This window comes from Streptomyces sp. NPDC055189 (assembly GCF_053606765.1).
In genome coordinates this window covers 18,933-44,578 of record NZ_JBSGSG010000060.1, presented here as the reverse complement: position 1 = coordinate 44,578, position 25,646 = coordinate 18,933, and the positions used below count along the sequence as shown (strand labels likewise).

Sequence of the window (25,646 nt, the reverse complement as noted above, 5' to 3'; positions counted from 1 at the left end):
CTTGGCCCCTCAGACCTTTAGTCCCATTCCAGGCCGCCACGCCGCCATACGTACGCGTACGCGACGAAGACGGTGAGCACGAAGAGCAGCATCTCCACGAGCCCGAAAATCCCCAGCGCGTCGAAGGTGACGGCCCAGGGGTAAAGGAAGACGATCTCGATGTCGAAGACGATGAAGAGCATCGCCGTCAGGTAGTACTTGATCGGGAATCGCCCGCCGCCGGCCGGAGTCGGCGTCGGCTCGATACCGCACTCATACGCCTCGAGCTTGGCGCGGTTGTACCGCTTTGGACCGATAAGCGTGGCCATGACCACGGAGAAGATCGCAAAGCCTGCCCCGAGGGCTCCCAGCACGAGGATGGGCGCATAGGCGTTCACGCTCCTCGCTCCTCTCAGTCGGCGTTGACTGTTGGCGGTTGCATTGGACCGCGGCCCGCACTCACGAAGATCGCGTACATGTGAAGCAGGTCACAAGCCCAACTGCCCCGCATCCTATGCCTGCCGGTCTGTGATCTGCGACACGGGGTACGACAACGGCTTTGTGATCTCCACCACCTGACGAAGGATCATGAAGTCGGATGAGCGGTGATCTTCATACGCGAAGCGCCTGAGTGATCACCAGAGGTGACATCTCAGCGAGTTACCGCTGGTCGAGAGGGGGTCGCTCTATCAAGCGATGGTCGCCACAGGCAAATTGGCGCTGGACACGGCGGCTTGATAGTGGCGGCTCATTCACACCCCCGAGGGAAAGGTGTGAATGAGCGTGGACGGCCGCGACCGCGTGCACAGATTCACGAGCGGTCGCCGCGCGGGCCGAAGGAAGACCGCGCGAAGGCCGCACGAGGGCCGCACGAGGGCCGCACGAGGGCCGCACGAGGGTCATATAGGGGACAACGGAGAGCCCCGGAGATGGAGGCTGCCGCGAGCCCGGCCGGAATGTGCGCGGGCCGCACGCGAGTCGCACACGGTCGGCACGCATCGGCATACATGAGCACCCGGCGGACACCCGAGGGACAAGACGTCACCGCGCGGACAAATCAGCACCCGCCCGACACCGGCCCGTCGTCGATCCCCCGTCGATCCGTCACCGATCCCCCATGCGAGCAACACCCCTGATTTCTTCGGGATATCTCAGAAAGGTCTCGGCCGGATCTCAGGGAGACCCCCTAGGGTCCCGCATGTGACCTGCGCCACATCCTGACGGATCGTGAATAAACCGGGCTTGGCCAACCGACTCAACCGGTGGTAGTCCATGGGCAATTCGGGCGTATCGCAGAAAACCCATGATCACACGCGTGATCGCCACTGTCCGCATTGCCCGTTACGGCGTCAATAAGAAGTGACACGCCCGGGATTCGGGGCCCTCGGGGGTAACTGTGGCGCAGCCCACGTTTCTTGATGGGAACCCTGACTCCCTGATAGCGGTTGTTCTCATGTCCCACACCGCTCACATACCCAGCCACCGGAAGCCCCGTCGTAGCGCCACGAAGCAGGCCCTGCGCGCCGGAGTTGCCGGTGGCGTCCTCAGCACCCTGGCAGTGGCCGCGGCTGCCGGCACGGCGACCGCCGCCGAGCCGGTGACCGAGACCATCGAAATGCCGACGCTCACCACGGATCTCTCCACGCAGATCGCGCAGTCCGCTGAGGCCACCCAGCAGACCGCCGACAGCTACCAGCTCCGTGCCGAGCAGGACGCGGCCGCCGTGAAGGCCGCCAAGCAGGCCAAGGAAGACCAGGCGAAGGCCGAGAAGAAGGCCGAAGCCAAGGCGAAGGCCGAGGCCGCCGCCAAGAAGAAGGCGGAGGAGGAGGAGCGCGCCTCGCGTTCCGCCGAGCGCACGACGCTCAGCGCCGCAGGCGGTTCCAGCGCCTCCACCGCCGACACGCCCGCCCCGGCCAGCGGCAGCGTCGGCACGGTCATCAGCTTCCTGAAGGCCCAGCTCGGCGACGCGTACGTCATGGGTGCCTCCGGCCCCAACGCGTGGGACTGCTCCAGCCTCGTCCAGGCCGCGTTCAAGCAGGCGGGCGTGGACCTTCCGCGCGTCTCGCAGGACCAGTCGGTCTCCGGTACGCCGGTCTCGCTCTCCAACGTCCAGGTGGGCGACATCCTTTACTGGGGTGGCGCGGGCTCCGCGTACCACGTGGGTGTGTACATCGGTAACGGCCAGTACCTCGACGCCGCCAACCCCGGCAAGGGCGTTGTCATCCAGGACCTGTCGGGTTACCCCGCCGACGGTGCCGTGCGCGTCCTCTGAGGGCCCTCACAGACACAAAGAAGGGCCGGAACCCCCAGCGGGGTTCCGGCCCTTCTGCGTGCCCTCAGGCGCTTACGCCTTCGGGGCCACCTTGCTCAGGCCGTTGATGATGCGGTCCATCGCGTCGCCGCCCGTCGGGTCGGTGAGGTTGGCCAGCATCTTCAGGGTGAAACGCATCAGCATCGGGTGGGTCAGACCGCGCTGCGTGGCGATCTTCATGACCTTCGGGTTGCCGATGAGCTTCACGAAGGCACGGCCCAGCGTGTAGTAACCGCCGTAGGTGTCCTTGAGGACCTTCGGGTAGCGGTGCAGCGCCAACTCCCGCTGGCCGGGTGTCTGACGGGCGTGCGCCTGGACGATGACGTCCGCCGCGATCTGCCCGGACTCCATGGCGTACGCGATGCCCTCGCCGTTGAACGGGTTCACCATGCCGCCCGCGTCGCCCACCAGGAGCAGGCCCTTGGTGTAGTGCGGCTGGCGGTTGAAGGCCATCGGCAGGGCGGCGCCGCGGATCGGCATCGTCATGTTGTCCGGGGTGTAGCCCCAGTCCTCCGGCATCGAGGCGCACCAGGCCTTGAGGACCTCGCGCCAGTCGAGCTCCTTGAACGCGGCGGAGGAGTCGAGGATGCCGAGCCCGACGTTCGACGTGCCGTCACCCATGCCGAAGATCCAGCCGTAGCCGGGAAGCAGCCGGTCCTCGGCGCCGCGGCGGTCCCACAGCTCCAGCCAGGACTCCAGGTAGTCGTCGTCGTGGCGGGGCGAGGTGAAGTACGTACGGACGGCGACGCCCATCGGACGGTCGTCGCGGCGGTGCAGTCCCATCGCGAGGGAGAGCCGCGTCGAGTTGCCGTCGGCGGCGACCACCAGCGGGGCGTGGAAGGTGACCGGGGTCTTCTCCTCGCCCATCTTGGCGTGCACGCCGGTGATGCGGCCCGTGCGGTCGTCGATGATCGGGGCGCCGACGTTGCAGCGCTCGTGCAGGCGGGCGCCGGCCTTCTGGGCCTGGCGCGCGAGCTGCTCGTCGAAGTCGTCGCGTTTACGGACCAGGCCGTAGTTCGGGTAGGCGGCGAGTTCCGGCCAGTCGAGCTGGAGCCGGACACCGCCCCCGATGATGCGCAGGCCCTTGTTGCGCAGCCAGCCCGCTTCCTCGGAGATGTCGATCCCCATGGACACCAGCTGCTTGGTGGCGCGCGGCGTCAGGCCGTCCCCGCAGACCTTCTCCCGCGGGAACGCGGTCTTCTCCAGAAGGAGTACGTCGAGCCCGGCCTTCGCCAGGTAATAGGCGGTCGTGGAACCGGCTGGCCCGGCCCCGACGACGATCACATCAGCGGTGTGTTCGGTGAGGGGCTGGGGCTCGGTCACGGCGGGTTCTCCCCAAAGCTCGAAATCTGTGTGCCGGCGGGCACGGGTTATGGGCAGTCTATGCAGCGGTACTGATCAGTCAGCCGAAGGGCCACCCGTGACAAAGCAGGCGACAAAGCAGACACTGCCGACCAAGCCCCTGCCCGCCGTACACCTGCGGGTTCCGACGCACGAGGACGCCTTCGTCTGGCACCGCCTCTTCGACGACCCGGACGTCATGGAGTTCTTCGGCGGCGCGTCGTCCGAGCTCTCCGTGTACGAGGAGCTGACCGCCCGGCAGCGCAGACACGACGCCGAACTCGGTTTCTGCTTCTGGACGTTGCTCGACGCGGACGGCGAGCCCATCGGCTTCACCGGAGCGCAGCCCTGGCCGAACGACTGGGGGCCCAGGGGAAAGATCGAGATCGGCTGGCGGCTCGGCCGCGCCGCCTGGGGCAAGGGGTACGTGACCGCCGCCGCGCGGACGACCCTGGAACGGGTGCGCGCCGCGGGCGTACCGGACGTGGTGGCGATGGTCGACGCCCGCAACGAACGGTCCGTGGCGGTGACCCGGCGCCTTGGCATGCAGCTGGCAGAAACCTACACGTCGCCGGTGGGCAAGCGGGAGGCACTCCAGTTCGGGCTGACGCTGTAGCGACCGAGGGCGGCGAGGGGCGCCGCACCGCTTCCGGACGGCGCTCCGGCGGGGCTACCCTGCCAATACCGCCGCCGGGGGTGACATCTGTGCCGAAGACGCCCAGTACAGACGAAGTGCGCGTACCGCGCCTCATCGGTCTCATGGCCGTGGACGCGCGCGAGTCGGCGGCGAAGCACGGCGTGGAACTCGCGGCGCCGGACCGCCCCGACTTCGACCTGGCCGTCGTCGACTACGTGGTCCGGCAGTACCCCACACCCGGCATGTGGATCCCCCGCGATGCCGTGGTCACCGTCTGGTTCGAGCTCGGCCCCGACGACGCCGGCGGCGCCGGGGTCCGCGAGCCGCGCCGCCCGGGGCCACCGGACGGCGGGCTGCGCCGCGAAATCGACGAGCCGGGGCCGGAGGTCGGCGCCGTCTGGTAGCCGCGGCTCCGGCCGACGCCGAGCGAGCGCCCCCTTGCCTCAGCCGTTGATGCGCCAGTACTCAAGGGCGGTCCGGTGGATCCTCGCGCCCTCGCTCGTGGGCCAGAAGTCCGCGCGCCAGGAGAGCTGGATGGCGTACTCGGTGCCGTTGTCGGCGACGTAACTCTGGTTCAGCGCGTGGATCTCGCGCCCCGCCGTGTCCGTGAAGGTGTACTCCCAGATCGCGCCGCTGCGCCCCTGGAAGGTGTTGGGTTCGAGCCGGATCCGCTGGTAGTCGGACTTCTTGGGGTCCTTCTTGGCGTCCTTCTCGATGGTCGTGAAGTTCTCGTACGAGGTGTACGTGGCATTCGGCACCACACCGACCAGGAACTCCTCCCGGCCGGTGGACCCCGCGTACACGGTCTGGCCGGGGCGGTCCTCCCCCTGCCTGCTCCAGCCCTCGGGCACGGCGAACTCGAAGCCGCTCACGTCGGACACCAGGTCGGAGCCGGTGGGCACGTCAGGGGCATCGTCCACGGTGTCCGGGCTGTCGCTCGGCTCTTCCGGGGTGGGCGAGGGGGTGGACGCGGGCGAAGGCGTGGGCGCGTCGGCGGAGCCGTCGATGTCCTCGGTGTCCTCGGTCCGGCTGATGGCGGGCTTGTCGTCCTTGCCGCCGGCCTTGTCCGCCTTGCCGTCGTCGTCGTTCTGCAGGAGCAGGACACCGGCCGCGATGCCGCCGCCGATGACCAGGGCGGCGGCGAGGGTGGCGGCCCACAGGGCGGTGCGCCGGGGTTCCGGGGCGGCGGGCTGCGGCTGCGGCTGGTAGGCGTGGGGGTCGTAGGCGGAAGGGCCGTAGGAGACGGGCGCGTAGGCGGGGTTGGCGGTCGGGACGTACGTGGGCTGGTCGTGGGCGGATTGGGGGATGGGGGCGGGCGGGGGTGCGGGGGTGGCGGGAGCGGCCGGTGTGTCGGGCGTGCCCGGAAGGGCCGGAGTGACAGCTCCCTGCGTCGGGGCGTCCGGTGTGACGGGCCCTACGGCTCCCACCGCACCCGCGCCGCCCCCGGCACCCGCGGACCCGGCACCCTCGGAGGTCGCAACCGCACCCGCAGGCGAGCCCGGCATCGGCGGCACCACCGGCACCGGCATCGCACCGGCCCCCGCCTGCTGCCCCGCCATCTGCAACAGGAACGGAGCGACGAGCGCCGCGACGGCGACCCAGAGCAGCCCGAAGAGCAGCGCGTCCGGCACGCTCACGCCCGCCTCGAAGGTGCCGTTGCCCGAGCCGCCCGAGCTGCTGCCTCCGCCGAACTCCGCCGACGCGTTCCCGGAGGCGTCGACGCTGACCCCGCCGACCCCGGCGAGCAGCAGGAAGAGCCCGAAGAAGATCCCGGCGGCGAGCAGTTGCTCACCCCGGTGCGCCGAGCGGCGTGCGGCGAGGATGCCGAGGGTCAGCGCGCACACGAGGCCGAGCGCGAGCGCACCCACGATCGCCCAGTCGTTGGTGACGTCCCCCAGCTCCGAGAGCCCGAAGGATTCGCTCTCGTAACCACCGCCGTACGCCGAACTGCTCCCCTGCACCGATGCTTCGAGCGGCGCTCCCCAGCCGAGGCCGAGGGCGGCGGCGCCGAGGTTGGGCAGCAGGAGCAGGGCGATGACGAGCGGGGACACGTCGGCTTCGTCGAGGTCGGCGACGCGTTCGAGGTCGTCGATCTGGGCGAGACTGACGAACGCGACGAGCGAGCAGAGTGCCAGCACGATCGCGATCGCGCGCAGCGCGGTCCCTGTGGCACGGAACGCCGCCTGCCAGCTGGGCCGCTGAGCGAGCCAGGGGGCCAGGTCGTGGCGGTGCAGTACGCCGAAGGAGACGGCGAGTCCGAGCACGAACGCACCGAGGGCGGCGAGTACCGGCGATGAGGAGAGCTCGACGCCCTCGATCTCGGGCTGCGCGAAGAGGCTGAGCACGAGGGTGCTCACGGTCACCAGCAGCGTGACGCGCACGGCCGCTTCGAGCCCCGCCGTTCCGCCGCCGTGGCCTCCGTCGCGCAGGAGGATGCGGGAGCGCAGGACGCGTACGCCGATGAAGAGGGCCCCGATCCACAGGGCGGTGGCGGTCAGCGGAATGAGGTGCAGGGTGGCTGTGCCGTCAAAAGCGGCCCCCACATCGGAGCTCTCACCTCCGAAGACGGACGCCTGCTGCCGCTCGCTCCCCGATACCTCGAAGCCGCCGCCCACGGCCTGGAGCAGAGTCGCGAGCGCGATCCGCATCCGCTCGCCGAACCCGACGACGACGTCGTCACCGTCGCCCTGCCCGTACGAGGGCATGGCCATCGCGACAGCGGCGATGAGCACCAACCCCAGCGGCCACAGGGCGGCTTGAGCGGACCCGGCCCAGTCCCCGCGGAACGCCCGCCCGAAGAAGGCGCCTACGGGGGAGGAGGGCGCAGCCGGAACGTACGCGGGCGGGGGCGGAGAGGCGGGAGCGGCCGGAAGTTCCGGCGCGGGCAGGGAAGTTGCCGTGAACCCGGGTCCAGCAGGCTGCCCGGCATCAGGCTCACTGCCGGGTGCCGCGGGCTCGGGCGCCACCGATGCCGCAGCAGGGACCGCAGCCGGGGCAACATCCGCAGCAGTCGGCCCGCCAAGCTCTGCGGCAGGCAGAACCAAAGGCCCCGCATCCACAGACGTGTCACGCGGACGCTCGCGCCCGCACTTCATGCAGAAGCGGGCCTCGTCAGGGGTGGTGGCCCCGCAGTGAGGACAGTTCGACGCCATGGGGACGCTCCGTCATTGGGGAGATGACCAAAGACCGACCCGTGCCGAACGATCCCGCGGCGGCCGACGCGAAAGAGCGGCTTCGCATCGACACCGCCGCGTCGGCGGAGTCGTATCACAACGGACACATCTTGCCCGGCGGCTGGTTCCCGTCAACTCGGTTCACAGCGGAAGATTTTGTACGCTTCCGGCCGCAGGCGTCCCGCGACAGCTCCACCGGCAGGTCTACGCCTTGAATCCCCGGTGCAGCGCCACGACTCCACCGGTCAGATTCCGCCACGCGACCTTCGACCAGCCCGCCTCCTGCAACAGCGCGGCCAGCGTCGGCTGGTCCGGCCAGGAGCGGATGGACTCCGCGAGATAGACATACGCGTCGGGGTTGGAGGAGACCGTGCGCGCGACCGGCGGCAGCGCCCGCATCAGGTACTCCTCGTAGACCGTGCGGAACGGCGCCCACGTCGCGTGCGAGAACTCGCAGATGACGACCCGGCCGCCGGGCTTCGTCACGCGGTACATCTCCCGCAGCGCCCGGTCCGTCTCCTGGACGTTGCGAAGGCCGAAGGAGATCGTGACGGCGTCGAACGTGTCGTCCTTGAACGGCAGCTTCGTCGCGTCCCCGGCCGTCAACGGCATCCAGGGGTGCCGCGCCTTGCCGACCTGCAGCATGCCGAGCGAGAAGTCGCAGGGCACGACGTACGCGCCCGCCTGCGCGAAGGGCTGCGACGAGGTGGCGGTACCGGCGGCGAGGTCGAGGACCTTCTGCGCGGGGCGCGCGTCGACGGCCTTGGCGACCGCCTTGCGCCACAGCCGGGCCTGCCCGAGCGACAGCACGTCGTTCGTGAGGTCGTACCGTTCCGCCACGTCGTCGAACATCGAGGCGACTTCGTGCGGCTGCTTGTCCAGAGATGCGCGGGTCACCCGACCATTGTGGCAGTACGGACACCCACGCGAAGAGGCGGCTCACGGCAGCAGCCGTGGCCCGCGCCGGGCTGCGATGTCCTCGACCCACCCCACGAGCACCACGGCGACGCCGATGAGGACCCAGGCCACGCCGAACTGGAACCACGTACTGTCCAGCGGCAGCCACCGCTCGAAGGCGGGGACCTGCCACATCAGGTCGATCAGCGGCACGCTGCACATCAGCGCGACCTCGTGCCAGAGGTAGAGCGTGACGGCGCGGGCGTTGAAGACCGTCACGAGCCGGTCGGGGACCTTGAAGCGCGCGAGCCACCCGAAGTCGACCTCGAAGTACACCTTGAGGTACATCAGCAGCGTGACGAAGCCCGCCGACCACAAGGCCTGGGCGAGAGGGATGTCGTCGAGGTCGTACGTGCCGTCCACCTGGTGGTGCAGGGCCCACCAGCCGCCCGCCAGCAGCGCGGCGACCGCCGCGGCCACCACCGGCGTCGGGGAGAGCCGGCGCAGCACGCCGTCGCGGTGCGCGAAGCCGAGCAGCCAGCAGAAGAGGAACACCGACACATCGCCGGCCGCGCTCCCGAGGCGCCCTTCCGGCAGGCTCCACACCGTCTCGAAGAGCGCGACCGGTACGAGGGACAGCAGGAGCACGGGCACGGGCGCGAGGCGGAACAGCCGCAGGAGCAGGGGCGAGAGCAGCACGAACCAGAGATACGTACGCAGGTACCAGAGCACGGCCCACGCCTGCTCGCCCCAGGCGTTGCCCGGCGGATCGCCGAGCGGCAGCACCCAGTAGAGGATGTCCGCGCCCGGCATCCAGCCCTTGACCAGCATCGCCGTGACGATGACCGCCGCGAACGCCCACAACGGGATCAGCAGCCTGCGCAGCCGCCCACGGATCACCTTGACCGCGGGCCGCTGAAGCGACTTCGCCATCAGCGATCCGGCGAGCGCGAACATCACGCCCATGGAGGGGAAGGCGAAGCCCAGCCAAGGCCATTCGAAGGTGTGGTACGCAACGACACGTATCAGGGCAAAGGCGCGCAATGCGTCGAAGTACCGGTCACGCGCCTTGCTCGCGGCCTCCGGCGCCGCAGGCGACGCCACTTCCCGGAGCCGGTGCGCCCCCGCCATCACCGCACCCCCGCATCGGCCCGCGGGGCGCCGACCTCGCCGGTGCGCTTGAGCTTCTGCCAGCGCAGCCTGCCGCCCGTGAGGGCCGTGACGCAGGAGTGGATCAGGACCAGATACATCAGCTGTCGGTACGCGAGCTGCTGGAGCGGCATCATCAGGAGATACCGGTACTTCTCGCGGTCGAGCCGGAAGGCGTACGCGGCGCAGAGCAGCTGCACGGCGAGGACGGCCAGCCAGGCGAGCAGGGACGCCCGTACGTCCACGAAGATCATCGAGTAGACGGTGAACACGTCGATGAGCGGTGCGAAGACCGGCGTGATGATCTGGAAGATCACCACCAGCGGCATTCCGACCCGGCCGAACCTGCCCGAAGGCCCCTTGTCCGTCACGGACTTGCGGTGCTTCCACAGCGCCTGCATCGTGCCGTAGCTCCAGCGGTAGCGCTGACGCCACAGCTGCTGCACGGAGGCCGGCGCCTCGGTCCAGGCCCGCGCGTGCTCGGCGTACACGACCCGCCAGCCCTGGCGGTGCAGGGCGATCGTGATGTCGGTGTCCTCGGCGAGCGTGTCCTCGCTCATGCCGCCGACGGCAAGCACCGCGTCGCGGCGGAACGCGCCGATCGCGCCCGGGATGGTGGGCATGCAGCGCAGCAGGTCGTACATGCGGCGGTCGAGGTTGAAGCCCATCACGTACTCGATGTGCTGCCACGCGCCGATCATGGTCCCGCGGTTGCCGACCTTGGCGTTGCCCGCGACCGCGCCGACCTCCGGGTCGGCGAAGGGCTGCACCAGCTGCCGCACGGCGTCCGGCTCGAAGACGGTGTCGCCGTCCATCATCACGACGATGTCGTACCGGGCATGCCGTACGCCGTTGTTGAGCGCGGCGGGCTTGCCCGCGTTCTCCTGGCGCACGACGCGGACGTTCGGCAGTCCGAGCGACTCGGCGATCTCCGCCGTCCCGTCCGTCGAACCGTCGTCCACGACGATGATCTCGATGGGGTGGGTGCTGGCCGCCAGGGAGTTCAGGGTGCCGGCGATGCACTCCTTCTCGTTGTACGCGGGGACGATCACGCTCACCGGGCGCCTGACCTCAGGACCCCAGGAGAATCCTGGTCTGTTGCGCTGCCGGTGGTGGCGCCGGGCAAGGACCAGCATCAGCCCGAACCTGCCCAGGACGGCGACCCCGACGACGGCGAGACCGACGGCGAGCCCCGGCACCACCCACTCGGCGACGGCGACGGCCGCGACGAGCGACCTGCCCTCCCAGAGGGTCGCGCCGGTGGCCTTGTGATGGGCCGTCGGACGACCAGCTGCCCCGCTGACCGTCGTGAAGGTGTAGCCCTTGGCCTTCATCTTCTTGATGTACGTGCCCAGGGCCTTGAGCGTCTGGCTGCGGTCGCCGCCGGAGTCGTGGAAGAGGACAGACGCGCCCTTGCCGTTCTTCGGCGTGGCCCACTTGATGATGTTCTCGACGCCGGGCTTCTGCCAGTCCTCGCTGTCGGTGTCGACGAAGACGCTGGTGTACCCCATCGAGCCGAGCTTCTTGTAGACCGACCAGGAGTAGTTGTCGATGGCGTCCGGCTTCGACGAGTACGGCGCGCGGAAGAGGGTCGTCGTGATGCCCGCGGCCCCCGCGAGCGCCAGCTGGGTCTGCTTCAGCTCACGTTCGACGCGGGCGGCGCTCTGGTAGGAGAGGTCGACGTGCGTGAACGTGTGGACCCCGACCTCGTTGCCCTGCGCCACCAGGCGTTTCACCACGTCGGGGTAGCGGGAGACCATCGAGCCGACCATGAAGAAGGTGCCGTCGACGTCGTTGTCCTCAAGCACCTTGAGGACCTTGGGCGTCCACTCCGGGTCCGGGCCGTCGTCGAAGGTGAGCGCGATGGTCTTGCCCGGCACGGACCGGCTCTGCGCCTCGCCCGCACGGAAATCGAGTATCGGCCCGCCGTCGATGACCTTGTCCGGTACGTCGCTCGAACTCGCTCCCACACGCACGCGGGAGTCGTCGCCGATCTCGGCACGCAGATATCCGTCGAGGAGCATCACGCTCGTGAGGGCGAGCAGGAGCAGCAGGGCGAGGATGACGCGCGGCTTCTGCAGCGCGGCGGCGCGGCGGCCCGCGCGTTCGATCCTGCTGGGGGTGGCGTGCCGCCGGCCGCGCGGACCCGCGGGTGGGGGTGTCGTCGTATGGGTCATGAGTGTGTGGGGGATCCGGTCGGAGGTGTGCCGGTCGGGACGCTGCCGGGGACGCTTCCCGGAGCACCTCCCGGGGCACCTCCCGGGGCACCTCCCGGGGCGCCGCCACCGTCGAAGGGCAGCAGTTCGGCGGGGCTGAGCGAGGTGCCCCAGCCCATGAAGGCCATGCCGAGCACGATCGCGTAGCCGAGGCAGGCGATGCCCGCGAGAATTCCGGCGCGGCGCAGCAGGCGCGCCCTGCGTCCGGACATGTCCACGAACACGGGCCCCGCTGCGGGGCCGTTGCCGCGTTTGCGACGGCGGCCGCGACGCGGGGCGGCGCGCTTTTCGGCGGCGGGAACGGCGGAATCGGAATGCATTCGAGGAGGTAAGCAGGGTAATTTCGCAAAATTCCCTGAGCGGACTGTGAGCAGCCCGTGAGATTCGCGCCAACCTGTCACTGAGCTGGGAGAGTTGGCGACCGTTCGTCCGCACACCCCATTACGGGTACGTTGAAAAGGTCAGCCTTTCCCGAGCAAGTGAGCATGTGAGCGAGTGAACGTGCGGAATATACGAGGCGTGCGGAATACCCGGCGCTTGCTGAAGCCGGCCGCCGGTCTCGTCTGTCTGGCCGCGCTGGTGTGCTCCGGCTGCTCGGCGTCCGGGGACACGTCCGACGACGGCTCGTCCCCGTCGAGCGCGTCCTCCCCGTCCTCGCCCTCCTCCCCCTCCGCGACGTCCTCCGAGGCGCCCGAAGCCACCACCGCGTTCGCCCCGTACGTCAGCGCCACGACCGCCGGGGACTCCGACACCTCCGGCTCCCCGTCGACGTACAACCTGGCCTTCTCCGTAGCGGACGGCAGCGACTGCACGCCCGTATGGGGCGGAACCACGGACATCGACGACGACGCGGTGGCGACCCGGACGGCGAAGCTGAAGTCCTCGGGAGGCGCCGTCCGCGTCTCCTTCGGCGGCGCGGCGGGCAAGGAACTCGCGCTCGCCTGCGACAGCGCGTCCCAACTCGCCGCCGCCTACGCGAAGATCCTGGACGCCACCGGCGCGACCGAGGCCGACTTCGACATCGAGGGCGACGCGCTCACCGATTCCGCCTCGGTGGACCGCCGCTCCGAGGCGATCGCGCTGCTCCAGAAGAAGCGCGACCTGAAGGCCACGTTCACGCTCCCCGTGATGCCGTCGGGCCTGGACGCCGACAGCCTGGCGCTGCTCGACTCCGCCAACGACCACGATGCGCGGGTCTCGACCGTGAACATCATGGCGATGAACTACGGCACGTCCTTCGCCGGTGACATGGGCGATTACGCGACCACGTCGGCCACCAAGGCGCACGCCCAGATCAAGAAGGTCTTCGGCCTCTCGGACCGGAACGCCTGGAAGGGCCTTGCGGTCACCGCGATGATCGGCGTGAACGACGTCAAGGGCGAGACATTCACGCTCGCCGATGCGGCCCAACTCCGCTCGTACGCCGAGAAGAAGGGCGTCGCGTGGCTGTCGATGTGGGCAACATTCCGCGACAAGCAGTGCGGGGCGGGAACGTCGACGACAAAGGCGCAGAACTCGTGCAGTGGGGTTGAGCAGGAGCGGGGGGCGTTCGCAGAGGCCCTGTCAGGCTGACCAGCTGCGGGGGACTGCGCGACAAGCCCCCACCGCCCCGCAGCAATAAAGACCCCCTACCGCCGCCGGAACACCAAGCGGCCGCCGATCACCGTTGCCACGCACGTCGCCGGACCGCGTCGCACCAGGTCCGCCCGGTCGGCCACGTCGAACACCGCGAAGCGGGCAGGGCCTCCCACTGTCAGCGGGGGCAGCAGGACCAGGGGGGTCGGGGACAGGGATACGGGGCCGGGCAGGCGTGGTGGGCGTCGGCCCGATGCGAGGCCCACCCCGCGGACGGCGTCGAGGACCGGACGGGAGCGCAGTTCGCCGGCGACGGCCACCGTGCCGTGCGCGAGGAGCCGCTGCACGCCCCGGCGGGCGCTGCCACCGAGAAGGGACGGATCGGCGCGGAAGATCGCCCGCGCGCGCTCACCGCCGATGGGCACGGTGCCGAGCCGGTCGGCCTCGCGCGGGTCGGGGTGGTAGGTGCCTTCGAGGATTTCGGGGCCGTACGGGTTGAGCAGGCCCGGCGTGAGGATGCCGGGCCAGCGCCGGACGCGGGCGGCGGGGTGCGCCGCGGCCAGCTCCTCGTACGGGCCGACGGCGGCGACGACCGCCCCGTCGGCCAGGACCGCCGCCTCGGGTGTCCCTTCGGCGACGTGAAGTGTGCGCACGGCGGCCTCAGTTGGAGGCGAGGAGCTTCAGCTCGGGGTGAGCCGTGCCGCCCTCGATCGCCGTGGAGGAGATGTGCGAGGCGACGCGGTCGTCGGTCGGGTCGTTCGCCGGGTCGTCGTGCACGACGAGGTGCTCGTACGTCGTGGCGCGCTGGGCCGGGACCCGCTCCGCGCTGCGGATCATGTCGATCATGTCGCGCAGGTTGTTGCGGTGCTTGGCACCGGCGGAGGAGACGACGTTCTCCTCCAGCATCACGGAGCCGAGGTCGTCCGCGCCGTAGTGCAGGGTGAGCTGGCCGGCCTCCTTGCCGGTGGTCAGCCAGGAGCCCTGGATGTGGGCGACGTTGTCGAGGAAGATCCGCGAGATCGCGATCATGCGGATGTACTCGAAGATGCTGGCCTGCGTCCGGCCCTTGAGGTGGTTGTTCTCGGGCTGGTACGTGTACGGGATGAAGGCCCGGAAGCCGCCGGTCTTGTCCTGCGTGTCGCGGATCATCCGCAGGTGCTCGATGCGCTCGGCGTTGGTCTCGCCCGTGCCCATGAGCATCGTGGACGTCGACTCGACGCCGAGACGGTGGGCGATCTCCATGATCTCCAGCCAGCGCTCGCCGCTCTCCTTGAGCGGGGCGATGGCCTTGCGCGGGCGGGCCGGGAGCAGCTCGGCGCCCGCGCCGGCGAAGGAGTCGAGCCCGGCGGCGTGAATGCGCTGGATGGCCTCCTCGGCGGAGACCTTCGAGATGCGGGCCATGTGCTCGACCTCGGAGGCGCCGAGGGAGTGGATGACCAGCTGCGGGAAGTTCTTCTTGATCGCCGAGAAGTGCTCTTCGTAGTACTCGACGCCGAAGTCCGGGTGGTGCCCGCCCTGGAACATGACCTGCGTGCCGCCGAGCTCGACGGTCTCGGCGCAGCGCCGCAGGATGTCGTCGAGGTCGCGCGTCCAGCCCTTCTTGGTGTCCTTCGGGGCGGCGTAGAAGGCGCAGAACTTGCAGGCGGTCACACACACGTTGGTGTAGTTGATGTTCCGCTCGATGATGTACGTCGCGATGTGCTCGGTCCCGGCGTACCGGCGGCGGCGGATCGCGTCGGCGGCGGCGCCGAGCGCGTGCAGCGGGGCATCGCGGTAGAGGTCGAGCGCCTCTTCCTCAGTAATCCGCCCACCTGCGGCGGCACGGTCGAGCACGGACTGAAGGTCGGCCTTCTCGGTCACCGGGGCGTCCCTTTCGTAAGGGTTTTGAAAAAGCAAGGCGCGAAGCGCTTCGAAATAAGGGTGGTGGTGGGAGACGGGTGGGCGGACTGATTCAGCGTACGCCAGCCCGTCCGGCCGCCTGACGTCAGGCGGCGTACGCCCCGACCAGGAGTCCCAGGAACGCCCCGCCGATCAGGAACGGCCCGAACGGGATGGCCGTCTTGCGCCCGGCACGGCGGGCGACGACCAGGAATCCGCCGTACAGCGCGGCGAGCAGGAACCCGGCGAAGGTGCCGAGGAGCACCGCGCCCCACCCGTACCAGCCGAGGACGGCACCCAGGCTCAGCGCCAGTTTCACGTCGCCGAAGCCCATGCCGTTCGGGCTGATGAGGAAGAGCACGAAGTACGCGGCGCCGAGCCCGAGCCCTCCGTACAGCGCGTGGATCCAGGAACCGGCGTGCTCGGGCAGCACGGCGGCACCTCCGAGGAGTACGAGCGCGGCCCCGGCGAGCGGCAGCGTCAGCACGTCGGGCAGCCGGTGCACCCCGAAGTCCACGACGGCGAGCAGCACCCCGAAGGGCGCGAGCAGCAGCCAGACCCCGAGCTCGGGCCGCGTGCCGGTGGCGGCGGCGAGGACCGCGCAGACGAGGGCGGTGGCGAGGGCGACGGTCGTGGTCCGGGGCCCGTAGCGGGTCCCGTCTTGGCGACACCGCGCAAGCCCGATCCACCCGCCCACGGGATGCCCGTCGGGGCAGCTGTCCCGCCACCCCTCGTCGGGCGCCACGGAGAGCCGATAGGCGACGCGGGGCACGAGGAGCCCGGCGAGGGCGCCCCAGAGGGCGCCACCGAGGACGTACAAGAGCGGTTCCAACGTTCACCCTTTGGACGCGGAGATACGGGTGGGTGGGCGGGAGACATCCGCCGCGAAGCGGCGGCCGCGAATCCGCCCCACCCGCCCCGCAGCGAAAGAACTACCCGACAGCAGAGAGCCCACTACGCCAAGCAGGAAGCAACTCGTCCAGCAAGGCTTCGGTCCGAGGCGGCACGCCCCGAGCCCCACTCCGCGCAACAAGATCGGCGGCCACCTGCTGCAAGCGGGCAGGATCCCCCACCGCATGAGTCCCCCGCAGCAACTCGTTCCAGAGCCGCTCGTCCCCCGGCGCGGAATTGAGCGAAGCGTTCAACGCCTCGATGGCCTTCTCCGCACGCCCCTTCTCCAGGTGGAACTCGGAGAGGGCGAGCCCGATGTCGGCGACGAGCAGCGGCAGCTGCGCGTCGATGATCTCGTGCGTGAGCCACGCGTACCGCCCCTGCGGCCGGTCTTCGAGCAGCGGCCCGCGGACGAGCACCAGGGCATCGGTGAGCATCCGCCCACGTACGGCACGGCTGTTGGCACCGCGCCCCTGGGTCGCCTCGTGGTACAGCGACCGCAGCACATCAAGATCGGATACGACGGACTTGGCGAGCGTGAGCCGCCCGCTGCGGTCGGCCCGCAGCCGGGGCGACCCGTCGGGCTCGGTGCCGAGCCACTCCCGGAGCCGCTCGACGAGCGCGTCGCGCACGTCCTCGGTGACACCGCGCGGCCACAGCGCGGAGGCGAGCACCCGCGGGTGCACTCCCTCGCGGTGCAGCAGGAGCAGCGCCAGCGCCTCGTGCATCAGCGGGCTGCGCTCACCGTCAGGCGTGTCGAGGCCGATGATCTCGTACGTTCCGACGAGGCGCGCGTACACCGCGGGCCGCCCCTGCTCGGTGACGTCGACGAGGAACGGCGGGGTTGCCGCCGTACGACCGGAAGCGCCACCGCCCTGGCCCTGGCCCTCGCCCTCGCCGGGATCGGCGTCGACGAAGAGCTCCACGACGGCCCGCTGCTGGGCCTCGGGCAGCGCCTGCGCCTCAAGCTCAAGGCCGAGCAGCGGTGCGAGCAGCTTGCCCTCGGCGGTGATCTCCATCTCCCAAGCGGCACCCGGCAGGTCTCCGGACTCGGTACCGACGAGGTACCCGATGCCGAGACGGCTGGCATCGGCGGCCAGCTCGGCGAGCTTCACGGCGTCGTCACCGGTGGGCTCGGCGGCGAGCAGCACCAGGTGCGGCGCCCAGCGGGTGTGCTGGGCGGGTCCCGTACGCCCGGTGAGGACGGAGTCGTGCCCGGCGGCCCCGAGAGCCCCCCGGCGCTGCCGCGTCTCCGCCTCCATCGTCTCGATGAGCGCCTCGATGTCGTCGAGATGCCGCAGCCGGTTGGGCGCGAGCGGCGTCAGGTCCTGCCCGAAGCCGACGAGGGTGATGGTCATGCGGTCGGACCACCCGTTGGTGGCGAGCTCGGCGGCGACGGAGGCGAAGACGGCGGCGCGGTCGGCCTCGGTACCGCTCAGCGAGACGACACCGGGCACGGCTTCGAGGTTGAGCAACAGCCGCGAGTCGTCGAGCGTGCCGAGGCTGACGAGCCCCGGGTAGGGAGCGGCGGTGTCGACGTCCTCGTACCGCTCGGCGTCGGTCCTGGCCAGCATCCAGAACGTCTGGTCCTGCCCCAACTGCCAGGGAGCGGGCGGCCGTCCGGCGGGCTGGGCGAGCTGGAGGTGCAGATCGCCGTTGCTGAGCCAGGCGGCGTAGACGGTGGGCAGGGCCCGCGATTCCTCGGCGAGGGCCGCGGCGAGCCCCCTCAGCGACAGATCGAGAAGCCGTACGCCCTCGGGGTCGGCGCCCACGAGCAGCGCGTCCTGCACATCGGCCGCACCCCCGGTCGGCGTCGGCGGCTCCATGCCGCGGCGTCCGCCGACGGCGCCCATGGCCGACTGCCACAGCGCGTGGCGCCGACGGCGGCCGAGGGCGCCGAGGAGTCCGGCGGCGAGGAGCGGGGCTCCGATGAGGGCTTCGGGCAGCCCGAAGGAGAACCCTTCGGACTCGCTGCCGCTGCTGGCGACGGGAGCTTCCTGCCGCCCGCCGCCGCTTTCGGAGGGCCGCTGCTCGGGGACGGTGATGTGAGCGGTGTCGCGATCGACGGATCCGCCGCCCTGCTGACCGCCGCCCTGCTCCTTGGCGCCGCCGCCCTGCTGCCCGGACTTGGCGTAGTCGGAGATCTGCTCCTTCACGTCCTGCGAGACCTTGGGCGCCTCGTCGGGCATCTCGACGAGCTCGCCGCCGTGCGCGTCCGCGGGCATCTCCATGATCCAGCCGGGCCGGATGAGGCTGGCCTCGGACAGGCGGGACCCGTCGGGCTGCTCCCTGTCCTTGTTGAGCTGGTAGATCTCCTTGTAGCGGCGGCCGTCTCCCAGGTGCCGCTCGGCGATCTCCCACATCGAATCGTGGTGACGCCCTTCGGGCGGCTGGATCCGGTAGTACTTGGTGTCGCCGTCCTTGGCGGTGCTGCTGCCTGCGTGAGCGGCGGCCTGCTCGGCCTGTTCGGCGACGGCACTGGCCGCGCTCCCGGCCTGCTCCTGTCCGAAGAGACCACCGGGGGTCTGCTGGGCGGAGGCGGCGGACGCGGGCTTCTGATTCCCCTCAAGGGACTGCCCGAACTGCGAGAGCCCCGGCGCGAAGCTGGCGGCGGTGGCGCCGACCAGGAGCAGGGCGGCGACGAGTTGGCGGGCGAGGATCTGACTGCCGCCGGCGCCGGGCACGCGGCCCGGCATTCCCACACCGGAGAGCGCGGCCTTGACCTCGACGAGGACGCAGGCGGTGAACTGGGCCCAGGCGAGCCAGACGACGACGGTCAGGACGTTGACGAACGTCGTGACCGTGATCTCCTGCTGCAACCAGTCAAGGGAGGGCGCACCGCCCGGCAGCGGCCACCCCACGGTGAACGCGAGGGCGCCAGGCACGCCGACGACGAGCGCGGCCAACGCGACAAAGGCGAGGAACGCCTTGACGAAGTCCCCGGCCGTACGTCGACGCCGGGGCAGCGGCTGCGGCGTCCGATTCCGTGGAGCCGACGGGCCGCCTGTCGAACTTGAAGAGGTGCGCGCCATGGCGGGTGTCCTGTTGTCCTCTGAGAGGGAGCGGATAGAGATCGACGAGATCGTTTGGAGATCAGCCGAGCGTACTGAGGCGATGGTACGGAAGGGGCCGGAGGTCAGACAGGGGCAGCGGCTTTCGGGGGCGCTCAATGAACTCCACCGGTTGCCCGTTTACGCCCGAGTCGCACCGTACGTCCAACGCTCCCCGTGCGGTCGCCGACCACGAATGTCCGCTTGAGGCAGGCATCCATCCCTGCGCGTCACAGTTCCGGCACGGAATCGCTGCGCCCCCGTAGCACTTGAGCAACCTTCGCTCCCGTTCGCTTCCGTCACCGCACGAAGCGCGAGAACCTTCACAAAGCCCACCAGTGCTGATAACCCGCACCTGATAACTTCGTTCGGCTTCATTTTCTCCTGCACACGTTTCGAAACTCTGGGGGACTGCAATCGTGGCCCGTCGCACTATGCCCGTCCTTGCCGCCGTAGTGGCGAGCGCGACCCTGCTGTTGACCGCTTGTGGAAGCGGCGGGAGCGAAGACTCCTCGGACAAGATCGAGGGGGCGGGGAAGGGGTCGAGCAAGCCGACACCCACCGCGTCGGAGTCGTCGGACGTCGACCGCCCCAAGATCACGCTCCCCGAGTCCTTCAAGGCTGACTTCGAGGGCTGGACGGACAGCGACCCGAAGATCCAGTCGATCCTGAACGACGGCAAGGAGCGGCTCCGCGGGACGTACGCCGCGATCGGCGAGGCCGACCCCGAGGCCGATTACCTGGCCTTCTACAGCGCCCGGTCCGCCCTCGACAGCGGCCAGAAGTGGGTCCAGGGCTACAAGGGGCTGACGATCACCGGCGAGGTCAAGGCCACCAACCCCGAGGCGGAGATCCGCGAGAAGGGCCGGGCGACTCTGTTCTACTGCGTGGACGAGAGCAAGGGCTTCAGCAAGGACCTCAAGACGGGCAAGAAGGAAGGGACTCCCGAAGGCGAGTCCCCCAAGGTCCAGTACCGCACGGCCCTGGAGAAGGGCGACAACGGCGTCTGGGTCACCACCTCGGTAGAGACCGCCCCTGGAGGATGCTGATCATGGGCTCCACTCGCAGGACCGTAGGCACCGCTGTCGTCCGGGTGATAGCCCCCTTGGCGATCGTCTCCGCCCTTGTTCCGTCGCCCGCGCTGGCCCTGGGCGGGCCGGGCCACGAAGGCGGCAGCGCGGACGACAAGGGCAACCTCGGGGCCGGCGTCAACCACTCCTCGATCAAGATCTCGTACAAGAGCGGCGGAGACGGCGGCGGCAAGAAGGGGAATCTGGCGCCGATCGACCCCAACTGGAAGCCCCCGGCCTGCTGGTACGAGCCCGCTTACACGCCCGAGCAGCTCAAGAAGGCCGCCGAGGCCGGAGAAGTCGACGACGCCGGCATCCACGAGTTCTGGTCGGACGCGATCTTCATCGACCATTACGACAAGGGCGAGGCCAACGACAACTTCGACGACGAGAACAGTCGCGCCGAGGGCTACAAGAACTACAACATCGGCAAGGACGGCTACTTCTGGCGCGGTGTCGCACCGGACGACACCGACCCGGACTCCTGGGACTGCGGCCGCATCATGTTCTGGCAGGACGCGGGAACGGTCCCCGACATTCCGCACGCCCCGACGCCGGAAATGCTCGCCGAGTACGCGTACGACAAGGTGAAGGTCCCCGACACCAAGGTCGAGCTGAAGCCCGAGGCCAAGTCGACGGTCAATCTGCCCACCTGGGTCTGGCTGGACAAGGGCACCTTCAAGGACGTCCAGGTGCGCGCGGAACTTCCCAAGACGGGCATCTGGGCGGAGACCACGGCCAAGCCGGTAAGCCTCCACCTGGAACCGGGCACGGGGGACTCGGAGACCTTCCCCGCATCCGGCGAATGCGAGATCAACGAAGACGGCAGCATCGGCACGCCCTACGCGAAGGGCAAGTCGAAGCAGGACCCGCCGTGCGGCATCCGCTATCTCCGCGCCACGGACGGAAAGCCGTACCAGCTGAAGGCATCCATCACCTGGGAGATCTCCTGGGAGGGCTCGGACAACGACGGCAAGCACAACCTGCCGAACGGCACCTTCGAGACGACCCAGGACATGGACGTCCAGGAAGTCCAGTCGATCAACCGCTGATCAAGGGGCTCCACGCCATGCGCGGGCACGCCACCCTCACCGAACGCCGTGCGCCATGGGTCGTCTTCACGCGCCACGACGACCCATGGCTGAACGACGAAACCGCGAAGCTCCAGAGGCTGGGCGGCCGTGTGATCCGCATGGACGGCAGGCAACTACGAGACCCGCGCACCCTTTTCGCCACCTTCGCCCGCGAGCTCCGCTTCCCGGCCTACTTCGGCCACAACTGGGACGCGCTGGTGGACTGCCTCCAGGACTGGCACGGCCACGGGGGCGCTTCTCGGGACGCCGCGGTTGTCATCGACAGTGCCGACGACCTGCTGAGCGCCGATTTCCTGGGCTGCTTCGTCTCGGTCCTCTGCCAGGCAGCATGGCGGGCCAACCTCCGACTAGACGCAGACGGCAACCCGGACGAAGGCACGCCCCCTTTCACCCTCCACACCGCCTTCCTCCTCAACAACACCCCACCAACCGCCTTCGCCGGACCCGCGGCAACCGACATGGACGTCGCCGTAAGACTCGACGAGGGCCGCCTGACGGCAACACTGACCGGCGAGGACTGGCCCGACGTCGCCCCGGGGCCGAAAGCCACGGAGAGAGTGTCTGCGCCGCACAGACTCGGCGAGGCCGAGACAGAGGTGAAAGGGGTCGTCGATTCACTGCCCGCGGAACTCGTCGACAGACTGTCCGCGTTCCTGGAGAACGCCGAACCGCTGCTCTCCTCGCCCGGCACCCTGCCTGACCCCTTCTCCGACAGCGAGCAGATGCGCGTACGCATCGGAATCATGACCGACGGGGTGTGGGTATGGCAGCTGTCCTGGGCCGACTACGTGCGGTACCACCGGGTCGCCCCACCGGCCGAATTCCTCCAGCACATCGAATCGGTCGATTTCCGTGCGCCGGAAATCCCTGAGGGCTGCGCGATGCAGATCGCGAAAGCAGAGGGAATCCCGATGCCCCCGGATGGCGAGGACTGGGGCTGACGCTCGGCCGGGGCAACGGCGGCCCCCGCAACCTGCGCCCGCCGCTGCCCCGGGCACATATCCCCGCCCCCGGAACCACAGAGCAGGTCATAATCGTCTTCGGAGGGCAAGCCACGCCCTCGGCCTGGCCGAGGGGTTCCACGGCACGCGCCTGCGACAGAGCTGAGAGGGAACTGGCATGGGTGGTAAAGGCAAGAGCGACCTCGCGCTCCCGCTCAGCGATCTTGAGGACTACGGAAGCCGGCTGCGGTCCGTCAAGGACCGGATGAACCGGACGAAGAAGACCTTCGAGTCCTACAAGGACGACATCGGCGACGGCGGCGTGTACGACGCGCTCGACGACTTCGAGTCCAACTGGGAGGACGGCCGCGAGGACATCACCCAGCAGCTGAGCGCGCTGGCCGACATGTCCGACGCGGTCGTACGCGAGTTCAAGAAGCTGGACGACAAGCTGGCGAAGGACGTCTCCGAGGGCGTGAAGGAGAAGGGCGGCAAGGGCGGTAAGGGCAAGGGCGAGGGCGATTAGCCCCACCAGGAAGCCCCGCCAGGAAGCCCTAACGGGACGCCCCACCGGGAAGCCCTCCAGCTCCCCCGGTTAAGCCAGCCCGCCCGGCGCCCCCTCCCCCAACAACCGGTGAACTCCGCCCCACCCCGAGTGGCCACTCAATGAACTCTCCTTGAAACAAGGGGCGTTGACTGCCGCCCTCACCCTCTCCCTCGTAATTTGGCCCCACCCCCACAACCGGGGTACGGACAAACGGGGGTCGGTTCGGTGATGAGTGGTCTGTCCTGGGAGTCGATGGTCGCCGTCCTCGGCATCGCGATACCCGTCGGCGCCGCCCTGTGGGAGTTCGGATTCGCCGGGCGCAAACGGCTCGGCTACCGCGTACAGATGGACACCACCGCGAAGAACGCGGACACCCACCCGCACGCCGGAGTCCTCCGGCAGATGCAGCAGAACGGCCACTCCCTCCTCGACCCCTCCTTCGTCCTCCTCCGCATCCAGAACAGCGGCTGGACCCACATCGACGCCACCGACTACGTCGTACGCGACGACGATCAAGTCGGCATCCGGATCAACTTCCCCGGCCGCCGCGTCGACGGCATGGTCGTCACCGAGCTCAGCCACGACTACCTGCGCCCCTGCTTCGACGACGCCACCGGCCTGCGCATGGCCGACGGCCACATCGAACTGCCCCGCGTACCCCTCAACCGCGGCAACCACTACAAGGTCCTCGCCGTCCTGGAACGCGACCGGGCCTTCCCGGCCGACCAGGACTTCCCCGACCCTGTGGTCGTCGCGGGCATAAAGGGCGGCGTGCGCGGCGGGCGGATCAAGAAGACCGCGAGCCACACCTTCGCCTCGAAGCCCGTGATGGTCTTCATCGCGCTCCTGGTGCTCGTCGCCGCCGCCCAGTCCTTCACCTCCTTCACCAGGGATGACGCCCCCGCCCAGGCCGCACCGGTCGACTGCGCCGAGGGCACGCTGACCCTCTCCGGCTCCACCGCCTTCAGGGCCGCCGTCGCCGATGCGGCGAAGCGGTACGTCGCGAAGTGCACGGACGCCGGCATCACCATCACGGACGACACGTTCAAAGGCAGCGTCGCGGGCCTCGACTCACTGGAAGCAGCGGGCAAGAAGAGAGCCAAGGAGGCGGCCGACAAGGCCGGTAATGCGGGTAAGACCGACACGAGTGCGGGAGCGGGCGGCCTCGGTCTGCCCGACCGGCTCGCCTTCACCGACGGCGCCAAGGGCGACGGCCGCCCTCAACTGCTCCCCCGCCCCGTCGCGCTCTCCCTCTTCACCCTCGCCGTCAACAAGGACACCGGTGTCCAGGACCTCTCCCTCAAACAGCTGCGCCAGATCTACTCCGGAGACATCACCAACTGGCGCCAGGTGAACGGAAACAACGTCCCCATCCACCTCGTGAGCCGCCACCCGGGCTCCGGCACCCGCTCCACGCTCGTCCACCAGGTCCTCGCCGACAAGGAGCTCCTGGAGGTCACCTCGGGCGACTGCGCCGGCATGGACCGGAGCAAGCCCGGCCGCTGCGAGGTCGGCGGCACCGACACGCTCCTGGACAACGTGGCGTCGATCCCCGGAGCCATCGGCCACAGCGAGGCGGGCGCCGCGCTCACCCACGAGGGCATCCAGCAGGTCCGCATCGCCGGTTACCCCGCCACGGTGGAGGGCGCGGACGCGGGCGCGTACCCGTACTGGCAGACAGAGTTCGCCTACACCTACGGCGAACCCCCCGCCGACTCCGTGGCCGCGGGCTTCCTGCGCTACCTCACGGAAGGCGCGGGCAAGGACAGCCTCCCGGTGCACGGCCACCGCCCCTGCTCGGAGCTGGAGAAGCCGCTGCTCTGCCGCCCTGCCGACTAGCGCTCCCTCTCAGGCGAGCCTTCGAACGCTTCGGCTGCCCGCGTGAGCCATGCGTGGATTTCCCGCCACCGCTCCGGGTCCGGCGAGTCGACACGGTCGCGCAGGGTGTCCTCGATGCCGCCGATCTCGCCGGACGCCTTGGCGAGGGTGGCGGTGCCCTGCTCGGTGAGGGACAGGGTGCGGTGGCGCCCGGTCATGTCGGCACGGTGGACCAGCCGTGCCCGCACGAGGCCGTCGATGATGCGCAGCATGGTGGGCGGCGTGACGAAGGCCCGCCCCGCCAGCTCCGCGTTGCTCATGCCGGGGCTCTTGGCCAGCAGATTCAACGCCGAGTACTGCGGCATGGTCAGCCCGTGCGCGGCCAGCTTGGCGTCCATCTCGCGCCGCATGGCCTGCTGCAGCCGCTTGACGGCGAAACCGAGCGAGACCGATGGGTCAAAGTGCGCGTCGTCCATGGGCTGCATGCTACGTTGGCAACGATTAGCACCCTAACGGTCTTCGCGTACGCCCCGGAGGAACCCAATGAGCACCACCGACACGACCGACACCACCAGCTCGACCAGCAACACGATCGACACCACAGCCCCCGCCACCCCCGCCGCCCCCACTGGCGTGGACTTCGTATCCCTGCAGGTCAGCGACATGGACAAGTCCCGCTCCTTCTACTGCGACACACTGGGCCTGCCCGCCGCGCCGACCAGCCCGCCCGGAGCCCAGCTCATCGCCACCCGGCCGGTCTTCATGGCACTGCGTACCGACAACACGCCGCAGCCCGGAACCGCCGGACACGGAGTGACGCTCTGGATCGCCGTGGACGACGTCGACACCCTCCACAGGGCGGTCACGGCGGCCACGGCAAGCGGCGCGCAGGCGGAGGGAGAGCCCGTGGACGGCCCCTTCGGCCGCATGTTCACCGTCACGGACCCCGACGGCTACCGCCTCACCCTCCACAACGCCGCCGGATGACGAGACGCATCACACCCAGTTGACGGTGCGCGGCAGGTACGACCTGCGCCAGGTCCAGCGGCTGCGGCAACAGTCCCCGCAGGCCCCTTCCG

22 protein-coding genes and 1 pseudogene are annotated in these 25,646 nt (G+C 69.6%); 10 read left to right on the top strand and 13 right to left on the bottom strand.

The annotated features are described in order from the left end of the window. Nucleotides 1-17: 17 nt before the first annotated feature. Complete coding sequence (locus tag ACWFR3_RS32155; RefSeq protein WP_003992243.1) at nucleotides 18-377, bottom strand: NADH-quinone oxidoreductase subunit A; 360 nt, start codon at nucleotides 375-377, stop codon at nucleotides 18-20. Between the two features lie 1,055 nt (nucleotides 378-1,432). Between ACWFR3_RS32155 and ACWFR3_RS32150 the strand changes: the two genes are divergently transcribed. Further along, the gene (locus ACWFR3_RS32150; protein WP_453738186.1) at nucleotides 1,433-2,251 is read left to right on the top strand and encodes a C40 family peptidase; all 819 of its coding nucleotides are present in this window, start codon (nucleotides 1,433-1,435) and stop codon (nucleotides 2,249-2,251) included. Nucleotides 2,252-2,323: 72 nt separating this feature from the next. On the opposite strand, the gene ACWFR3_RS32145 is transcribed toward ACWFR3_RS32150, so the two are convergent. Next, the gene (locus ACWFR3_RS32145) at nucleotides 2,324-3,613 is read right to left on the bottom strand and encodes a geranylgeranyl reductase family protein (protein WP_453738185.1); all 1,290 of its coding nucleotides are present in this window, start codon (nucleotides 3,611-3,613) and stop codon (nucleotides 2,324-2,326) included. 97 nt (nucleotides 3,614-3,710) lie between these two features. On the opposite strand from ACWFR3_RS32145, the gene ACWFR3_RS32140 reads away from it, so the two are divergent. Together ACWFR3_RS32140 and ACWFR3_RS32135 are read left to right on the top strand one after the other, a co-directional pair. Further along, complete coding sequence (locus ACWFR3_RS32140; protein WP_453738184.1) at nucleotides 3,711-4,247, top strand: GNAT family N-acetyltransferase; 537 nt, start codon at nucleotides 3,711-3,713, stop codon at nucleotides 4,245-4,247. 89 nt (nucleotides 4,248-4,336) lie between these two features. Beyond that, nucleotides 4,337-4,672, top strand: coding sequence for a PASTA domain-containing protein (locus tag ACWFR3_RS32135; RefSeq protein WP_453738183.1), 336 nt, complete (start codon nucleotides 4,337-4,339; stop codon nucleotides 4,670-4,672). Nucleotides 4,673-4,711: 39 nt separating this feature from the next. Here the strand turns inward: ACWFR3_RS32135 and ACWFR3_RS32130 are convergent, their stop codons facing one another. The 6 genes and pseudogenes from ACWFR3_RS32130 to ACWFR3_RS32105 all read right to left on the bottom strand — a co-directional run bounded on the left by ACWFR3_RS32130 (nucleotide 4,712) and on the right by ACWFR3_RS32105 (nucleotide 12,023). After that, on the bottom strand, nucleotides 4,712-7,000 hold the full coding sequence (locus tag ACWFR3_RS32130; protein WP_453738198.1) for a hypothetical protein: 2,289 nt from the start codon (nucleotides 6,998-7,000) through the stop codon (nucleotides 4,712-4,714). A gap of 351 nt (nucleotides 7,001-7,351) precedes the next feature. Next, nucleotides 7,352-7,420, bottom strand: a pseudogene (locus tag ACWFR3_RS32125) (zinc-ribbon domain-containing protein); the annotation flags it as partial. Nucleotides 7,421-7,645: 225 nt separating this feature from the next. Continuing rightward, on the bottom strand, nucleotides 7,646-8,338 hold the full coding sequence (locus ACWFR3_RS32120) for a demethylmenaquinone methyltransferase (RefSeq protein WP_453738182.1): 693 nt from the start codon (nucleotides 8,336-8,338) through the stop codon (nucleotides 7,646-7,648). Nucleotides 8,339-8,380: 42 nt separating this feature from the next. Beyond that, nucleotides 8,381-9,469 (bottom strand): acyltransferase family protein, encoded by a 1,089-nt coding sequence (locus ACWFR3_RS32115; protein ID WP_453738181.1) that lies wholly within the window; start codon nucleotides 9,467-9,469, stop codon nucleotides 8,381-8,383. Continuing rightward, nucleotides 9,469-11,664: a bifunctional polysaccharide deacetylase/glycosyltransferase family 2 protein gene (locus ACWFR3_RS32110; RefSeq protein ID WP_453738180.1), complete on the bottom strand. Its 2,196-nt coding sequence runs from the start codon at nucleotides 11,662-11,664 to the stop codon at nucleotides 9,469-9,471. The genes ACWFR3_RS32115 and ACWFR3_RS32110 overlap by 1 nt, the downstream gene beginning before the upstream one ends. Further along, nucleotides 11,661-12,023 carry a hypothetical protein gene (locus ACWFR3_RS32105; protein ID WP_453738179.1) on the bottom strand — a complete coding sequence of 121 codons (363 nt, stop codon included), beginning with the start codon at nucleotides 12,021-12,023 and terminating at the stop codon, nucleotides 11,661-11,663. The genes ACWFR3_RS32110 and ACWFR3_RS32105 overlap by 4 nt, the downstream gene beginning before the upstream one ends. 217 nt (nucleotides 12,024-12,240) lie before the next feature. Between ACWFR3_RS32105 and ACWFR3_RS32100 the strand changes: the two genes are divergently transcribed. Continuing rightward, nucleotides 12,241-13,275, top strand: a complete 1,035-nt coding sequence (locus ACWFR3_RS32100) for a chitinase (RefSeq protein WP_453738178.1) — start codon at nucleotides 12,241-12,243, stop codon at nucleotides 13,273-13,275. Nucleotides 13,276-13,331: 56 nt separating this feature from the next. On the opposite strand, the gene ACWFR3_RS32095 is transcribed toward ACWFR3_RS32100, so the two are convergent. From ACWFR3_RS32095 to ACWFR3_RS32080, 4 genes are all read right to left on the bottom strand, one after another. Then, complete coding sequence (locus ACWFR3_RS32095) at nucleotides 13,332-13,931, bottom strand: hypothetical protein (RefSeq protein WP_453738177.1); 600 nt, start codon at nucleotides 13,929-13,931, stop codon at nucleotides 13,332-13,334. A gap of 7 nt (nucleotides 13,932-13,938) precedes the next feature. Then, a complete protein-coding gene (mqnC, locus tag ACWFR3_RS32090) occupies nucleotides 13,939-15,138 on the bottom strand; it encodes a cyclic dehypoxanthinyl futalosine synthase (RefSeq protein WP_453738176.1) in 1,200 nt (399 codons plus the stop codon). A gap of 124 nt (nucleotides 15,139-15,262) precedes the next feature. Next, complete coding sequence (locus ACWFR3_RS32085; protein WP_453738175.1) at nucleotides 15,263-15,988, bottom strand: prepilin peptidase; 726 nt, start codon at nucleotides 15,986-15,988, stop codon at nucleotides 15,263-15,265. A gap of 100 nt (nucleotides 15,989-16,088) precedes the next feature. Continuing rightward, nucleotides 16,089-19,079, bottom strand: a complete 2,991-nt coding sequence (locus ACWFR3_RS32080; protein WP_453738174.1) for a BTAD domain-containing putative transcriptional regulator — start codon at nucleotides 19,077-19,079, stop codon at nucleotides 16,089-16,091. A gap of 437 nt (nucleotides 19,080-19,516) precedes the next feature. Between ACWFR3_RS32080 and ACWFR3_RS32075 the strand changes: the two genes are divergently transcribed. The 5 genes from ACWFR3_RS32075 (at nucleotide 19,517) to ACWFR3_RS32055 (ending at nucleotide 24,588) form a co-directional block, all read left to right on the top strand. Further along, entirely contained in the window at nucleotides 19,517-20,146 is a 630-nt protein-coding gene (locus ACWFR3_RS32075) for a hypothetical protein (RefSeq protein WP_453738173.1), read from the top strand. Between the two features lie 2 nt (nucleotides 20,147-20,148). Then, entirely contained in the window at nucleotides 20,149-21,219 is a 1,071-nt protein-coding gene (locus tag ACWFR3_RS32070; RefSeq protein ID WP_453738172.1) for a hypothetical protein, read from the top strand. A gap of 17 nt (nucleotides 21,220-21,236) precedes the next feature. Beyond that, nucleotides 21,237-22,202, top strand: a complete 966-nt coding sequence (locus ACWFR3_RS32065; protein ID WP_453738171.1) for a barstar family protein — start codon at nucleotides 21,237-21,239, stop codon at nucleotides 22,200-22,202. A 178-nt stretch (nucleotides 22,203-22,380) separates the two neighbouring features. Then, nucleotides 22,381-22,728 carry a hypothetical protein gene (locus ACWFR3_RS32060; protein ID WP_453738170.1) on the top strand — a complete coding sequence of 116 codons (348 nt, stop codon included), beginning with the start codon at nucleotides 22,381-22,383 and terminating at the stop codon, nucleotides 22,726-22,728. A gap of 249 nt (nucleotides 22,729-22,977) precedes the next feature. Continuing rightward, nucleotides 22,978-24,588: a PstS family phosphate ABC transporter substrate-binding protein gene (locus ACWFR3_RS32055; protein ID WP_453738169.1), complete on the top strand. Its 1,611-nt coding sequence runs from the start codon at nucleotides 22,978-22,980 to the stop codon at nucleotides 24,586-24,588. On the opposite strand, the gene ACWFR3_RS32050 is transcribed toward ACWFR3_RS32055, so the two are convergent. Beyond that, nucleotides 24,585-25,043, bottom strand: coding sequence for a MarR family winged helix-turn-helix transcriptional regulator (locus tag ACWFR3_RS32050; protein ID WP_453738168.1), 459 nt, complete (start codon nucleotides 25,041-25,043; stop codon nucleotides 24,585-24,587). The two genes, ACWFR3_RS32055 and ACWFR3_RS32050, sit on opposite strands and share 4 nt — an antisense overlap. 67 nt (nucleotides 25,044-25,110) lie before the next feature. Between ACWFR3_RS32050 and ACWFR3_RS32045 the strand changes: the two genes are divergently transcribed. Continuing rightward, a complete protein-coding gene (locus ACWFR3_RS32045; RefSeq protein WP_453738167.1) occupies nucleotides 25,111-25,554 on the top strand; it encodes a VOC family protein in 444 nt (147 codons plus the stop codon). The last annotated feature ends 92 nt before the right edge of the window (nucleotides 25,555-25,646 follow it).

Excerpts from the sequence above, each read along its gene's own strand:
- ACWFR3_RS32150 (WP_453738186.1), top strand. The coding sequence starts at position 1,433 with ATGTCCCACACCGCTCACATACCCAGCCACCGGAAGCCCCGTCGTAGC.
- ACWFR3_RS32115 (WP_453738181.1), bottom strand. The coding sequence starts at position 9,469 with ATGGCGGGGGCGCACCGGCTCCGGGAAGTGGCGTCGCCTGCGGCGCCG.
- ACWFR3_RS32110 (WP_453738180.1), bottom strand. The coding sequence starts at position 11,664 with ATGACCCATACGACGACACCCCCACCCGCGGGTCCGCGCGGCCGGCGG.
- ACWFR3_RS32105 (WP_453738179.1), bottom strand. The coding sequence starts at position 12,023 with ATGCATTCCGATTCCGCCGTTCCCGCCGCCGAAAAGCGCGCCGCCCCG.
- ACWFR3_RS32080 (WP_453738174.1), bottom strand. The coding sequence starts at position 19,079 with ATGGCGCGCACCTCTTCAAGTTCGACAGGCGGCCCGTCGGCTCCACGG.
- ACWFR3_RS32070 (WP_453738172.1), top strand. The coding sequence starts at position 20,149 with ATGGGCTCCACTCGCAGGACCGTAGGCACCGCTGTCGTCCGGGTGATA.
- ACWFR3_RS32065 (WP_453738171.1), top strand. The coding sequence starts at position 21,237 with ATGCGCGGGCACGCCACCCTCACCGAACGCCGTGCGCCATGGGTCGTC.
- ACWFR3_RS32060 (WP_453738170.1), top strand. The coding sequence starts at position 22,381 with ATGGGTGGTAAAGGCAAGAGCGACCTCGCGCTCCCGCTCAGCGATCTT.
- ACWFR3_RS32055 (WP_453738169.1), top strand. The coding sequence starts at position 22,978 with ATGAGTGGTCTGTCCTGGGAGTCGATGGTCGCCGTCCTCGGCATCGCG.
- ACWFR3_RS32050 (WP_453738168.1), bottom strand. The coding sequence starts at position 25,043 with ATGGACGACGCGCACTTTGACCCATCGGTCTCGCTCGGTTTCGCCGTC.
- ACWFR3_RS32045 (WP_453738167.1), top strand. The coding sequence starts at position 25,111 with ATGAGCACCACCGACACGACCGACACCACCAGCTCGACCAGCAACACG.